This window comes from Treponema denticola, assembly GCF_024181605.1.
Taxonomy (GTDB): Bacteria; Spirochaetota; Spirochaetia; order Treponematales; family Treponemataceae; genus Treponema_B; species Treponema_B denticola_B.
This window is the reverse complement of record NZ_CP054477.1, coordinates 2,635,106-2,648,923: the sequence shown is the minus strand read 5'-3', so window position 1 is coordinate 2,648,923 and position 13,818 is coordinate 2,635,106. Positions and strand designations below refer to the sequence as shown.

Genomic DNA, 13,818 nt, shown 5'->3' with positions numbered 1-13,818 from the left:
ATACATAATAGTATATACTAAAATCAAATGAATAACTTGTTTAGTATACTTCATAATACCCCTTTATTTCAAGAGGGAACTATAGAATTTGATAAGCCCCTAAAGCCTCTTACAGCATACAAAATCGGAGGCCCTGTGGAAGCCTTTTTTTGTCCTAAAAATGAAGACCATTTAAAAGAAGCCTTAATTTTTTTAAGCAAAAATAAGATTCCGTCCTCGTTAATAGGAGGCGGAACAAACATTCTTGTCTCCGATAAAGGGTTTAGAGGTGTTTTAATAAGCCTAAAAAATTTAAATAAGATAGAAATTATAGGCGACTCTACGGATAAAGTTTTTGTAAGAGCCGGAGCAGGCGTTCTTACTGATACTCTTACAAAATGGGCTGTTAAAAATTCTCTTTCAGGTCTGGAATGTTTTGGAGGCCTTCCGGGAAGCGTCGGGGGAGCCGTATTTATGAATGCACGCTGTTATGATGTTTCAATCTCGGATAGATTAAAATCGGTAAAATATATCTTAGTTGGTGATGAAAAAACGGAATTTACAGAATATGAATATAATCCTTCCGATTGGGATTATAAGGTTTCGCCGTTTCAACAAAATCCGGTAAGTACCGAGATTTCAAAAAATAGAAAGATAGTGCTTTCTTCCGTTTTTACCTTAAACTATGGAATAAAAAAAGAAATTGCTGCCAAAACCGAGGAAAAAGTTCAAGATAGAATTTTAAAAGGGCATTTTAAGGCGCCTTCTGCCGGAAGTACATTTAAAAATAATAGAGCCTTCGGGCTGCCCAGCGGCAAGCTGATAGAAGATGCAGGGTTAAAAGGTCTCTGCGAAGGAGGGGCTCAGGTTGCTCCTTGGCACGGGAATTTTGTAATTAACAGAGAAAATGCCTCCGCTTCAGACATAAAAACTTTGATAGAAAAGGTTCAAAAAATAGTTAAAGATAAGACAGGCTTTTTACTTGAACCGGAAGTTATTTTTGCAGGCGATTGGAGTTAGATTTTTTAGAGATTACCGTAATAAACTGCAAATAATTACAAATATTTCTTTAAATTTGCATAAAAATACATAAAATTCTTTTAAATTTACTTGACTTCTTCGTTTTTTTAATGTATATTATATATATCAAGAGCAGATAACACTGCCAATATCTTTAAGGAGAGAAAAAGATGAAAACATTATTAAGATTTATTAAGTCAAACAGAAAAAGCGGAAACCCTCAAAGATCTGAAATACTTACACCGCAAGAAAAAATTCACGAGCAGACCCTTGTTTGGAAAGCTCATGTAGGAATCAATTACTTTACAATCTAATTTTGTAAATACTTTGAGGCTATAAAATCTTTAGGTAAAGATTTATCCATAAAACCAAAGACCCGCAACAGCGGGTCTTTTTTACGTATAAGCTGTTTTAGATAATAATCTCGTTTTATCATACCGGCTTCCTAACACAAATTATATTCTTACACAATACAACTTACACCCTATACTAAATAAGAATTTATATGTAAAATATAAGAGTTGTGTTTTAAGGCAGCAAAGGAGCTAAATATGAGCAAAATTGTAGTAGTAGGAGCAAATCACGCCGGAACATCGGCCATTAATTTTTTAACTGACCTTTCAAAAGAAAATGAAGTCGTCATCTTTGATAGAAATACCAATATCAGCTTCTTAGGCTGCGGAATGGCCCTTTGGATAGGAAATCAAATCAGGGGTTCCGAAGGTCTCTTTTATTCTAATAAGGAAAAACTGGAAGCAAAAGGTGCTAAGGTTACAATGGAAGCCGATATTACACGCATAGATTTCGATAAAAAAATCGTATACGGAACGGTAAAGGGTTCACAGCCCATCGAAGAATCCTATGATAAATTAATTCTTGCAACAGGTTCAATTCCGATAATGCCGAAGATTAAGGGCATGGACTTGGAAAATGTTCAGCAGGTAAAAATCTTTCAAAATGCTCAAGAAGTTATCGACAAATTAAAGAATTCTGAAATTAAAAAAATTGCAGTTGTAGGAGCCGGTTACATCGGTGTTGAACTTGCCGAAGCCTTTAAAAGGCATAATAAGGAAGTTGTGCTCATTGATGCGATGCCGTCAAGTCTTTCAAACTATTATGACAAACCTTTTACCGATTTAATGGATAAAAATTTAAGCGATCACGGAATCAAACTTGCATATAATCAGCTCGTCCAAGAAATAAAAGGAACAACAAAGGTAGAAGCCGTTGTTACGGACAAGGGAGAATATCCTGCCGACATGGTAGTGGTCTGCATCGGTTTTAGACCCAATACCGACCTCGGAAAAGATAAACTTGAAACCTTTAAAAACGGAGCCTATTCGGTCAACCTAAAGCAAGAAACAAGCATAAAAGATGTTTACGCAATAGGAGACTGTGCAACGGTTTTTGATAACTCTTTAGGAGAAAAATCCTACATTGCCCTTGCAACAAATGCAGTAAGAAGCGGAATTGTAGCCGCCCATAACGCAGCAGGAGTTCCCTTAGAAGGAATAGGCGTTCAAGGTTCTAACGGAATCAATATCTATGACTTGAAGATGGTATCAAGCGGCATTACTGTAGAGCGGGCAAAAAAGCTGGGACTTGATGTTGAGTTTACCGACTTTGAAGATTTGCAGCGTCCCGAATTTATGGAAAACGATAATCCTCCGGTAAAATTAAGAATTGTGTATAACAAAAAAACGAGGATTATAATCGGTGCTCAAATGGCTTCAACCTATGATATGTCTATGGGAATTCACATGTTCTCACTTGCAATCCAAGAAAAACTTACAATCGATAAGCTTAAACTTTTGGATATCTTCTTTTTGCCACACTTTAATAAGCCGTATAATTATATAACCATGGCCGCCTTGGGAGCAAAATAGGTTCTATCGGCAGTATATAATTGAATTTAAACATATAAGATCGCTTTATATATTGCCGATAATATGGTAAAATATTACCTATGAAAAAGATAAAATACATATCCGTTAAAGAAACTGCAAAACGCTGGCAAATCAGTGAGCGTAGCGTAAGAACTTACTGTTTGCAAGGTAGAATTGTAGGTGCCCTTTTAGAAGGAAAAACATGGAATATCCCTTCAGATGCAGAAAAGCCCCATCGAAAAACTCGTCATACGGCAAAACAAGATACTCTTTTATCATTTCTTAAACGAGAAAAAGAAAGCGGCTTAAAAGGCGGAATTTATCACAAAATCCAAATAGACCTTACTTATAATTCAAATCATATTGAAGGTTCAAAACTTACCCACGACCAAACTCGATTTATTTTTGAAACAAAAACGCTTGGCATTACAGATAAAGCTGTTAGAGTAGATGATATTATTGAAACGGTAAATCATTTCCGTTGTATTGATTTAATAATAGAAGGTGCAAATACAAAACTTTCGGAAAGCTTCATAAAACAGCTTCATTATATTTTAAAGTCCGGAACAACTGACAGTCAGAAATCATGGTTTAAGGTTGGAGATTATAAAATGCTGGAAAATGAAGTTGGCGGAAATGAAACTACAAAACCGGCGAATGTTGCAGCAGAGATGAAATCATTATTGATGGAATACAATTCAAAAGCGGAAATCACTTTTGATGATGTATTAGATTTTCATGTCAAATTTGAAACGATTCATCCATTCCAAGATGGTAACGGCCGCATTGGAAGATTAATAATTTTCAAGGAGTGCCTTAAACATTATATTGTTCCTTTTATAATTACAGAAGAACTAAAGGATTACTATTATAGAGGAATCAAAAATTGGAAAAATAGCCGCGTTTATTTAAGAGATACTTGTCTTACCGGACAGAATTTAATGAAGCAATGTTTGGATTATTTTGGTATTATGTATAATTAGTCATTATTTCAATTAGTCAGCAACAGGGACAATCCCTGTTGCTGACTAATTGAATATTATTTTAAAAAATTTATCGGAATTATAATTTCAGGCAATCCTTCTGAATATGGAGCTACCTGATATTGCTCAAAAATAATTTTTATTTTTCCGTTTTCGATTTTAAAAACTTTAAAATTTTCAAGTTTAGGTTCCGTTCCTTCTTTTATCATCGACTCATCTGACGATAACTCTCCTTTCTTCACCTTTTCCATTAACAGTTTTCTTGTCTCATTCGACAACTTGACAAGCCAGTTTTTTGAAGCAGGGCGTACAACATCAGATAAAGATACAAGTTTTTTTGTTTTTATATCATAGTTTATAGGAACCAACGATGTAAGGCCGTGAGCACCTCCCATATATTCATAGACCGATAAAACAAAACTTATATAATTTCCATCCCGCACAATATCATCATAACCGATAATCAGCTCAAAATTTTGAGGAGTGGATGATTTTGCCATATCATCAGGAGAAACGGAATAATAATTATTCCAAAATGCGGTAACCTGATCTTTTACCGTTTTTGACACAATAGCATTTAAAGCCGGAACATCTTCAAAAATCGGAAAATCTATTTTTAACTCACAATGAACGGCAGCTTGTTGAATCCCGGCCTTCGAATTGCCTTCTGTAGCGCCCCCTATTGCATCATAAGAAGAGGTTTCTACAGCACCTGAAGCATTAAGCGAAAACACCAAAAGAACAAAGCAAAAAAGAACCATAATTTTTGATTTCATAATATTTCTCCATATAAAAATATTTTTGAACATTGTATAATATATAGAAAAAATGTAAAGAGGGGCTTACCTTTTTTTAACACATTATTGAATAAAAGTTTTTTTTATTATATAGTCATTTTCAGGGCAGAATATGGGTGTTTTCGCATGGGAAGGAAAAGATAGGGCTCTTTACGAACTGAACCTTTTATTAAAAAATCAAAATAAATTTTCTTTTACGGAAAATAAAGTAAAAAGTTTTAATTCTGAATATGCAAAAAATTTATACATTGAATCCGACAATCTCTATGCCCTTCTTTTTTTACAAAAAGATTATAAAGATAAAATCAAAATAATATACATTGATCCTCCGTACAATACGGGGAAAAAATTTACTTATGCCGATAATTTCCAAAGTAAGACAGAATGGATGAATTATCTTTATGTAAGATTGAGCCTTGCAAAAAACTTATTAACTGATGACGGTCTTATTTTTATAAGCATTGACGATAAAGCCTGCCCTCATTTAAGAATAATCCTTGATGAAATCTTCGGTACGGAAAATTTTATTTCTACCCTCGTATGGAATAACTCGACCGGCGGAGGCTTACGTAAAAAGCATATCAACACATCGCATGAGTACATCATCTTATATGCCAAGGATAAAACTAAGGTTAAGCCCATGACTGCCCCGATGCCGGAAAAGGCAAAGAAAATGTATAAATACAAGGATGCTGACGGAAGATTTTTTAGATACCAGCAATTTGCATGGAAAAATAAAACGGATGCAAAAAGGCAAAAATATCCTATAAAAACGCCTGACGGGAATTTTATCGTTCCTAAGGCAGGCTACATTTACCGCTTTGTCGAAAAAAGTTTTTTTAATCTTTTAGAAAAAAATCTAATCGAATTTAAAAAATCGGATAAATCCGTTTTTACCGACATAAAAGGGCTACCTACAAAATGGACTATCTATGTAAAAACCTACCTTGAAAAAAAGGAAGAAACGGTTCCGAAATCGCTCCTCCCTACAGAATATGTTAAAACAAATATACAAAGTGTATATGAACAAAAAGTCTTATTCGGAGCAAAGATTTTTGATTATGCAAAACCGGTTTCTCTTTTAAAATATCTTTTTAAGTTGGTTCCGAATTCGGACGATGCGGTTGTCTTAGATTTTTTTTCGGGTTCTGCAACAACAGCCCATGCCGTAATGGAACTAAACGCAGAGCTTAACGAAAACCGAAAATTTATCTTGGTACAAAGGGGCGAGCCTTGCCCTGAGGATTCCCCTGCCCTCAAGACCAGCTTTAAAACAATAGCCGAGCTGGGCAGGGAAAGAATTATAAGAGCCTCCGCCTTAATCCAAAAAAGATTTACTCAAAAAACTTTCGGGTTTAAGTATTTGGAATTAAGCGGAGAGCAAGACCTTATTTTTTAAGATACTTTTCAAACCAGTTAAATATCTCGGTTAAGCGGCGGATTCGGTGCTTGGGTTTTCCCGTGCGGGAGAGGTCATGATTTTCCCCATGGAACAAAACAAGCTTTGCTTCGCAGCCGTGATATTTTAGAGCCGTAAACATTTGAAAGGCGCAGGCCTCAAAGCAACGGTAATCCTCATCCGACTGAATAAAAAGGGTCGGAGTTTTGCACTTATCAGCATACTTGAGCGGGCTGTGATCCCACATTTTTTCTACACCCTTCCAAGGAGTAACTCCTCCGTTTTGGTCGGAATTAAAATAATAACCGATATCGGTAATTCCGAATTTGGAAATCCAGTTTGAAATTGAACGCTGGGAACAGGCTGCAGCAAAGCGGTTTGTGTGACCGATAATCCAGTTGGTCATAAAGCCGCCGTAAGAGCCGCCCATAACGCCTACTTTTTCCTTGTCGATATCCTTATACTTTTTTAGAACCTCATCCGTAAGCTTCATTAAATCGGAGTAGTCGATTGTTCCGTACTTGCCCCGGATATCGGCAAAGGCTCTGCCCATTCCGTCGGCACCGCGGGGATTCGTATAAAACACAAAGTAACCGGATTGAGCTAAAAACTGCATCTCGTGGTAAAAGATTGAACCGTAAGCGGTCTTAGGTCCGCCGTGAATTGTCAAAATACCGGGATATTTTTTTCCGGCCTTGTAGTTTAAAGGCTTTAAAACAAAACCGTGGAGTTTAACACCGTCATTTGTAAACTCGAATTCTTCGGGCACAATCTTTTGCAATTTTGCAGCATAAGTATTATGCTTTGTTAGGCAGGTTTCTTTTTTATCTTCAAAAAGATAAACTTCTTGTAATTCCTGTTTTCTAAAACCGATAAAAAGAATTTTTTCTTCATGAACGGCAAAGCAGTCTACAGAACCTTTTTCGGTAATAAGCTGTTTTAATTCTCCTTTTTCGTCAATGACATTTAAAAAGGAAGAATCATCCTCCGTTGTAATAAAATAATATTTTCCGTCCTTGACATGGGAGTTAGCACCGCCTCCGTACCTTGAATCGGAACCCACGGAATTCCACAAGCTCTTGTCATAATCCTTGGGCGAAATCATCTTCGCTCCTGTTCCGGTCTTGGGAATAAGATAAATATCGGCATCTTGGTTTACGCCGTATTTTTTTCCGTCGGCGCCCGTATAAAGAATTTTATCTTTGAAAAATTTGGCATCGGCGTACATAAAATCTTGACCGCCATTTAAGAGCTTTGCCTTTTTTGTTTTTAAGGGCATGAGCATCAGCTCATTATAGATGGGCATCTTATCGGTATAAGTTGATTTTGTAAATAAAATCTCTTGGGTCTTTTTATCAAAATCAAAACCGTCAACCTGAGTAAACTCATCGGTTATGGCCGTACCCTTCATGTTTGAAAGATTATAAACAAAGAGACGGTTTCTCTTGCGCGAGGTAAAGCCGCCTCCGTTACTCCAAAACGGAATCTCTTCAAAGATTTCATAATCGGCCTCATCTTTTTTTGCTTCTTCTGCCTTTTCTTTAGGCAGCTTTTTAAACGGGTCATCCTTCCATGAGTGTAGAACAACAGCCGTCTTTTTATCGGCAAATTCCATTTTTAAAACGGGATGGGGAAAGGTGTAGGCAAGCAAGGCTTCTCCGCCCGAAACGGGAATAGAATAAACAAAGGTTTTCTCTTTTTCTTCCTTTTCTTTTTTTGTTCTTCTTGCAGAAAAAAGGAGGCGATCGCCGTCAAAGCCGTAAAAAGAATTTACATCCTCGCCCGTAAGCTGCTTTGTCTTTTTTGTTTCCATGTCCAAAAGAAAAAGGGCTTTGTTATAATCGTTTTCGGTCAGATCGGCATGAGCACAAATATAGGCCGCATATCTTCCGTCTTCCGAAAATTTAAGGTTACTTAAAAATTCGTAATTTTTAAAATCGTCCAATTTTATTGTCTTCATAAAAGTTCTCCTTTAAGAATTTTTGTTAAATAAGTATAACACTATCGGACAGTTTGAACAAGGGGACTTCTTTACTTTGCAATTAAAACAACAACCGTGCGGGCAAGCACTACATATATTTGCTGATTCATAATCTGCTCGGTATGTTCTTCATCTAAAAAATCTTTTCCGCTCGTATACGAGGTGTCTATCAGACGATGCCATATCTTCCCGCCGGATGAAGGAGGGGGAAGCCTCACGGTTATATCGTTATTGTAACTATTTGCCATAAAATAAAAATCACTGTCATTTTCATCGCTTTCCAAATTAATTTTATTGCCGTCTATTAAAAAGGCTAAAAAATTTGAAGGCGCATTCCAATTGGGTTTTTGTGCCTGATGATCAAACCAAGTTATATCGCTTGGAGTTCCTTCGGCTTTTGAGATGCCGGTAAAAAAATGTTTTCTTAAAAAAGAAAAATGAGTCTTTCTTAAATTGATAAGCTTTTTGGTAAATTCAAGCAAGTCCTTATTTTCATTTAAAAGCTCCCAATCAAACCACGACATTTCATTATCCTGACAATAGGCATTATTATTTCCGTTTTGTGTACGGAATACCTCATCTCCCATGTTAATCATGGGCGTACCTGCTGAAAGAATAAGTGTTGTCAAAATATTTTTTGCAGACCTCATACGCATTCTTTCAATTTCGATAGATGCAGCCCCTTCTATTCCATGATTATAACTTAAATTTTCATTTGAGCCGTCACGGTTATTTTCCCCGTTTTCTTCGTTATGTTTTTCAGAATAGCTTAGCAAATCGCAAAGGGTAAAGCCGTCATGACAGCAAACAAAATTTATTGACTGATAAGGCCTTCTGCCTTTTTGAGAATATAAATCCGCAGAACCGGTTACTCTGGTTGCCAAGTGTCTTATATCAGGATTGGGCTGCAGCCAAAACTCTCTGACAGAGTTACGGAATAAATCGTTCCATTCCGCCCAACGCCCGGGAAATTTTCCTACCATGTACGCACCGGCGGCATCCCATGCTTCAGCTATAATCTTTGTAGAACGAAGCACGGAGTCATCTGCGATAGCCTGTATCATAAAAGAATTTAAATCTATACTTCCGGTTTTATCGCGTGCCAGAACGGGAGCCAAATCAAAACGGAATCCGTCTACATGCATTTCCGTTACCCAATACCGCAGACAATCCAATATAAATTTTATAACAGGAATCTCCGAGGTTTTTAGGCTGTTACCGCAGCCCGAAAAATTTTTATAATAAATCTTATTATCTTCAAGATGATAGTAAATGGAATTATCAAATCCCTTAAAAGAAAAAATATGGCCGTTTTCATTCCCTTCTGCAGTATGGTTAAACACCACATCCAAGATTATTTCGATGCCTGCTTTATGAAATTCCCTGACCATAAATTTAAACTCGTTTACGGCATTACCGGGATCTTCGGCATAGAGGGCCTTAGGTGCAAAAAAAGCAATTGTACTGTATCCCCAATAATTTTTTAGCCGAACGCCCGTTTTGGGGTTTATATTCATATTTTCGTTTTCATCAAAATCAAAAACAGGTAGGAGCTCAAGAGAAGTAATTCCCAAATCCTTTAAATACGGAATCAGCTCTACAAGACCTGAATATTTACCCCGTTTTGTAGGACTTATTTTATCGTTTAAAAAAGAAAAACCCTTTACATGAGCTTCATATATCACACATCTTTGGAGCGGAATACTTAAGGGTTTATCTCCCTGCCAATCGAATTCCCTATCATCCACAACTACACATTTTGGGAATCCCTTTGCCGTTCTTTTATGTTGATTTTTACCGCCGGAAGCTTTACTATCCCTTTGATTAAACGTTTGTTCCGAATTAAATACGGAATGAGAACTTATAAGTCTTGCATAAGGGTCAAGCAAGTAATTATTTTCATCGAATAAAAAACCCGCTGAAGGCGAAAACTCTCCGTCAGCCGTATACAAATAAAATGCCCAACTTTTTAAACCGGAAACAAATACATGCCAAACATCCCCCGTTTTATTTACTTGAGGATCCAGTTTATATGAAATTATCGGCTCGGAATCTTCTACATTTTCAAATAAGTGGAGAACTATTTCTTTTGCATTTCGTGAAAAGATACTGAAATTTACTCCATCACGGCTTAATTTTGCGCCTAAGGGAGAAGCTTTTCCTTGAAAAAAAGATAAATCGTTCATATTCATCATTAAAGTATAGTATGTATTTCAAATTTATGCTATAATATAAATAACTTTTTAAAGGAAATAATGATGAAAAAGGTCCCTATAATAAGCACAATACAGACTACCATAAACAGCTTAAAAACAGCTGCCGAAAAACAAAACATAGAAAATGTCGATATTGCAGTTTTTGATAAATATGAAAACATTGTTTCATTTTTTAAATATGAAATGCCTGAAATCAAGATCATCGATTTCGGAGATCCTAATATTGATGCAGAAGCTTGTGTTAAGGTTATAAAGGATGATCCATGGCTTTTATTCGGAGGGATTATAGCCATTACCAACGACCGCCAAGAAAAAGCAAAACTTGAACAAATAAAGGAACCTAACTTTTTATTTGTATGTACAAGAAAAGATTTTGAAAAAAATACCGAACAGATTATAAAGATTTTAAACCAACATCAGCATTTTCTTTTTAACAGAGGAATGCATCAGCGGCCTGATGAAAAAGAAACAGGTCATTTTGTAAGCGATACCGACCCCTTTGAAATAGTTTTTTATGCAAACCTTATAGGAACCTATCTTTACAATACCGACAGAGTCAATGAAGAAGAAAGGTCTTCTTTACAAACTGCGATGATGGAATTTTTACTTAATGCAGTAGAACACGGAAACTGTAATATCTCTTATGAGGAAAAGAATAAATGGCTGCGAAGCGGAAAAAATATGTTGGACTTAATTGCCGAAAAACAAAAACAGCCCGAAATAAAAAAGAAAAAAATTTATATCACATATTCGGTACTGCCGGAAAAAACAAAGATAACTATCAAAGATGAAGGGAACGGTTTTGACTGGAGAAGCCATCTTGAAGCCGATTTTGAAGCAGGCCTTCATGGAATGGGAATTAAACTTTCTCAAACCCTTGTAAAAAATCTACGCTATAATAATATTGGGAACGAGGTTTCATTTGAGATAAATAATCAAAGAAATATAGCAAACCTGACACCGGCTATTTTAAAATCACAGCAATTACTAACCTTCAAACACATGCAGATTGTCTGCCGCGAAAACGAGGATTCAAGCGATCTTTTCTATATAAGTTCGGGACGCTATGCCGTCTATGTAAACAATAAATTAATGTCGGTTTTAACACCGGCTGACATTTTTATAGGCGAAATGGCTTTCTTGATGAATGACAGAAGATCAGCCACCGTCGTATCTATCGGAGAAGGCTCGCTAATTAAGATTCCAAAAATGAATTTTATGAAACTGATAGAAGAATATCCCCATTACGGTATTTTCTTATCACGCTTGTTGGCAAACCGCTTAGCCCGTCAATCAAAGATTACGGCAAAGCTAAAAGAAGAACAAGAAAACAGCAAGTAGAAATCCCAATAAAGCCTATTAATTAATCAACGGAATTCTATTAAGATTTCTTTTAGGGTTTTAACAAAAGTTTCAAGCTCTCTCTTTTGCGTTAAAGGCCCTATTGAAACCCGCGCTGAATTCTGCTGCACTTTAGTATCAATTTTCATTGCTTCTAAAACGGGGCGGGTTTGTTTTTTTGATGAACATGCAGAACCTGTAGAAATACAGATGCCCTTTTCAGACAAGCAGCGGACAAGGACTTCTCCGGTTAATTCTTTAACTGCAAACTGTAAAATCCATGGTGAAAATTTATCCTTTAACTGCGGACGGGATTCAGGGATAAAACTTAAACCCCCAATACTTGCCAGTTCTTCAATTAAAAAATCCATCAATTCTTTTGCATGAAAAACATAATTGTTTAAATTTTCATAATATTTTTTAAGACAGCCGGACAGAGCTAAAATACCTGCAAGGTTTTCGGTTCCGGGCCTTATTCCACTTTCTTGTCCGCCCCCGCGGATAAAGGCCTCCATATTTTTAGCAAGATACAAAAAACCGATTCCCCTGGGTGCTCCTATTTTGTGTCCGCTAAAAGAAGCCGAATGGATGGATAGTTTTGAAAGTTCAAAAGGAATCTTTCCTATAGCTTGGACAGCATCGGTATGAAAATGGATTCTTCGTTTTCCCTTAGAATATTCTTCAAGAGCCTTTCCTATTTCGGCGATGGGCTGGATTGCTCCGGTTTCGTTGTTTACCGCCATCACCGAAACAAAGGCCGTATCGGAGTCTATGGTTTTTAAAACTGCATCGGCACTTATAAAGCCGTTTTTGTCCGAAGGGATTTGTAAAACTTTATAACCGCGGGCCTTCATAACGGCAGCCTGTTCCCTGACTGCGGAATGTTCTATACCGCTGACCGCAATCGAACAGGGAGACGGCAGGGATAATAGAGAGAGCATAGGAATATAATCCCCCTCGGTTCCTCCCGATGTAAAAATAATATGCTCAGGAGCCGTATTCAAAAGTTCTGCAATTTCCGAACGAGTGTCTTCCAAAACTTTTCGAACATCCTTACCTAAAAAATGTTTTGAAGAAGGGTTTGCAAAATATTTAAAAGATTTTTTTAAGGCCTCCGTAATTATATCTTCGTGTGGAAGAGCTGTTGCCGCCCAATCTAGATAAATCATAGCACATCCTTGATGTCTTTTTCAGAGGCTTCATAAATAAAAGTTTCACAAATATTTTTTTGTAAAATCAAACGGATTTTAGCATCTATATTTTTTTTATCTTTTTTCATTGTTAAAAGAACCTTCTCCTTATCATATAAGAGCGGAACATCTATGCGGCTATAAGAATGTATAACGGCGCAAACTTCATCCGCATAAGAAGAATCTGTTAAGCCTAATTTTTTACCTAAGAGCATTGCTTTTGATATTCCCCAAGCAACAGCCTCGCCGTGCGAAACTTTTGAAAAATTTAAAACGGATTCCAGCGCATGGCCAAAGGTGTGCCCAAAATTTAAAAAAGCTCTTTCATTTTTTTCGTCAAAGTCGCGGCTTACAACCAGTGCTTTTGCTTCAACAGCTTTTTTGACAAGCTCCAAGCAAAGGCCTTCATCTCTTGCCAATATATTTTCTTTTTGCGTTTTAAAGGCCTGATAAATATCTTTTGAATATAAAAGCCCCATCTTAAATATTTCGAACATTCCTGAAAGATACTCCGCCTCGCTTAAACTTTTTAAGACCTTTGGGCTTATATAAACTTCATCAGCCTTAAAAAAAGTTCCTACCATGTTTTTATAACCGTCAAAATTTATTGCAGTTTTTCCGCCGATGGCTGCATCCGCCATAGCTAAAAGACTGGTAGGAACAAGCTTGCATTTTGCCCCCCTCATATAAACCGAGGCAGCAAAGGCCGCCAAATCGCAGACAAGGCCTCCCCCAACCCCGATAAAAACAGAGTTCCGGCTTAGGCCAGCATCTAGGGCGGTTTTTAAAATAAACTCAAGGGAAGTAAAATTCTTATTTTCTTCTCCGGCTTCAATTATAACCAAGGGAATGTCCGTACAGAAATTTTTTGCATTCTTTGCAATAGGAACAGTATTGGAGTCGGCGATGTACATCCCGCCGTATGTGCCGACATGCGGTAAAAAAGGCTCATCGCAGTAAAATACTTCGGTTTTCCCTTGAACCGTTGTAAAACTAAAACTATTCATAAATTATCAACGTGTTTTA

12 protein-coding genes are annotated in these 13,818 nt (G+C 36.7%); 6 read left to right on the top strand and 6 right to left on the bottom strand.

Features of this window, described 5'->3' with window-relative positions:
- Positions 1 to 27 precede the first annotated feature (27 nt).
- Positions 28 to 999, top strand: a complete 972-nt coding sequence (gene murB, locus E4N80_RS12440; RefSeq protein WP_253699483.1) for a UDP-N-acetylmuramate dehydrogenase — start codon at positions 28 to 30, stop codon at positions 997 to 999.
- A 170-nt stretch (positions 1,000 to 1,169) separates the two neighbouring features.
- Positions 1,170 to 1,313: a hypothetical protein gene (locus E4N80_RS12435; protein ID WP_253699482.1), complete on the top strand. Its 144-nt coding sequence runs from the start codon at positions 1,170 to 1,172 to the stop codon at positions 1,311 to 1,313.
- Here the strand turns inward: E4N80_RS12435 and E4N80_RS12945 are convergent.
- Positions 1,310 to 1,435: a hypothetical protein gene (locus tag E4N80_RS12945; protein ID WP_301338666.1), complete on the bottom strand. Its 126-nt coding sequence runs from the start codon at positions 1,433 to 1,435 to the stop codon at positions 1,310 to 1,312. The genes E4N80_RS12435 and E4N80_RS12945 overlap by 4 nt on opposite strands.
- 115 nt (positions 1,436 to 1,550) lie before the next feature.
- On the opposite strand from E4N80_RS12945, the gene nox reads away from it, so the two are divergent.
- Together nox and E4N80_RS12425 are read left to right on the top strand one after the other, a co-directional pair.
- On the top strand, positions 1,551 to 2,885 hold the full coding sequence (gene nox, locus E4N80_RS12430) for a H2O-forming NADH oxidase (protein WP_253699481.1): 1,335 nt from the start codon (positions 1,551 to 1,553) through the stop codon (positions 2,883 to 2,885).
- 80 nt (positions 2,886 to 2,965) lie between these two features.
- Positions 2,966 to 3,868 carry a Fic family protein gene (locus E4N80_RS12425; RefSeq protein WP_253699480.1) on the top strand — a complete coding sequence of 301 codons (903 nt, stop codon included), beginning with the start codon at positions 2,966 to 2,968 and terminating at the stop codon, positions 3,866 to 3,868.
- Positions 3,869 to 3,924: 56 nt separating this feature from the next.
- Here E4N80_RS12425 and E4N80_RS12420 read toward each other — a convergent pair whose 3' ends face one another.
- Positions 3,925 to 4,644, bottom strand: coding sequence for a DUF3298 and DUF4163 domain-containing protein (locus E4N80_RS12420; RefSeq protein ID WP_253699479.1), 720 nt, complete (start codon positions 4,642 to 4,644; stop codon positions 3,925 to 3,927).
- 133 nt (positions 4,645 to 4,777) lie between these two features.
- On the opposite strand from E4N80_RS12420, the gene E4N80_RS12415 reads away from it, so the two are divergent.
- Positions 4,778 to 6,064: a site-specific DNA-methyltransferase gene (locus E4N80_RS12415; protein ID WP_253699478.1), complete on the top strand. Its 1,287-nt coding sequence runs from the start codon at positions 4,778 to 4,780 to the stop codon at positions 6,062 to 6,064.
- Here the strand turns inward: E4N80_RS12415 and E4N80_RS12410 are convergent.
- The gene (locus tag E4N80_RS12410; protein WP_253699477.1) at positions 6,054 to 8,024 is read right to left on the bottom strand and encodes an alpha/beta hydrolase family protein; all 1,971 of its coding nucleotides are present in this window, start codon (positions 8,022 to 8,024) and stop codon (positions 6,054 to 6,056) included. The two genes, E4N80_RS12415 and E4N80_RS12410, sit on opposite strands and share 11 nt — an antisense overlap.
- Before the next feature lie 71 nt (positions 8,025 to 8,095).
- Positions 8,096 to 10,240: a glycogen debranching protein GlgX gene (gene glgX / locus E4N80_RS12405; RefSeq protein WP_253699476.1), complete on the bottom strand. Its 2,145-nt coding sequence runs from the start codon at positions 10,238 to 10,240 to the stop codon at positions 8,096 to 8,098.
- A 63-nt stretch (positions 10,241 to 10,303) separates the two neighbouring features.
- On the opposite strand from glgX, the gene E4N80_RS12400 reads away from it, so the two are divergent.
- Positions 10,304 to 11,602 carry a cyclic nucleotide-binding domain-containing protein gene (locus tag E4N80_RS12400; protein WP_253699475.1) on the top strand — a complete coding sequence of 433 codons (1,299 nt, stop codon included), beginning with the start codon at positions 10,304 to 10,306 and terminating at the stop codon, positions 11,600 to 11,602.
- Between the two features lie 26 nt (positions 11,603 to 11,628).
- On the opposite strand, the gene E4N80_RS12395 is transcribed toward E4N80_RS12400, so the two are convergent.
- Positions 11,629 to 12,771 (bottom strand): cysteine desulfurase family protein, encoded by a 1,143-nt coding sequence (locus E4N80_RS12395; protein WP_253699474.1) that lies wholly within the window; start codon positions 12,769 to 12,771, stop codon positions 11,629 to 11,631.
- A complete protein-coding gene (locus E4N80_RS12390) occupies positions 12,768 to 13,799 on the bottom strand; it encodes a 3-dehydroquinate synthase (protein ID WP_253699473.1) in 1,032 nt (343 codons plus the stop codon). Before E4N80_RS12390 ends, E4N80_RS12395 begins: the two co-directional genes overlap by 4 nt.
- Positions 13,800 to 13,818: the final 19 nt, after the last annotated feature.

Bases quoted from the DNA above. Each gene is read 5' to 3' on its own strand.
- E4N80_RS12400 (WP_253699475.1), top strand. From the start codon at position 10,304: ATGAAAAAGGTCCCTATAATAAGCACAATACAGACTACCATAAACAGC.
- E4N80_RS12410 (WP_253699477.1), bottom strand. From the start codon at position 8,024: ATGAAGACAATAAAATTGGACGATTTTAAAAATTACGAATTTTTAAGT.
- glgX (WP_253699476.1), bottom strand. From the start codon at position 10,240: ATGATGAATATGAACGATTTATCTTTTTTTCAAGGAAAAGCTTCTCCC.
- E4N80_RS12415 (WP_253699478.1), top strand. From the start codon at position 4,778: ATGGGTGTTTTCGCATGGGAAGGAAAAGATAGGGCTCTTTACGAACTG.
- E4N80_RS12945 (WP_301338666.1), bottom strand. From the start codon at position 1,435: ATGATAAAACGAGATTATTATCTAAAACAGCTTATACGTAAAAAAGAC.
- E4N80_RS12420 (WP_253699479.1), bottom strand. From the start codon at position 4,644: ATGAAATCAAAAATTATGGTTCTTTTTTGCTTTGTTCTTTTGGTGTTT.
- E4N80_RS12435 (WP_253699482.1), top strand. From the start codon at position 1,170: ATGAAAACATTATTAAGATTTATTAAGTCAAACAGAAAAAGCGGAAAC.
- E4N80_RS12425 (WP_253699480.1), top strand. From the start codon at position 2,966: ATGAAAAAGATAAAATACATATCCGTTAAAGAAACTGCAAAACGCTGG.
- E4N80_RS12390 (WP_253699473.1), bottom strand. From the start codon at position 13,799: ATGAATAGTTTTAGTTTTACAACGGTTCAAGGGAAAACCGAAGTATTT.
- E4N80_RS12395 (WP_253699474.1), bottom strand. From the start codon at position 12,771: ATGATTTATCTAGATTGGGCGGCAACAGCTCTTCCACACGAAGATATA.
- nox (WP_253699481.1), top strand. From the start codon at position 1,551: ATGAGCAAAATTGTAGTAGTAGGAGCAAATCACGCCGGAACATCGGCC.
- murB (WP_253699483.1), top strand. From the start codon at position 28: ATGAATAACTTGTTTAGTATACTTCATAATACCCCTTTATTTCAAGAG.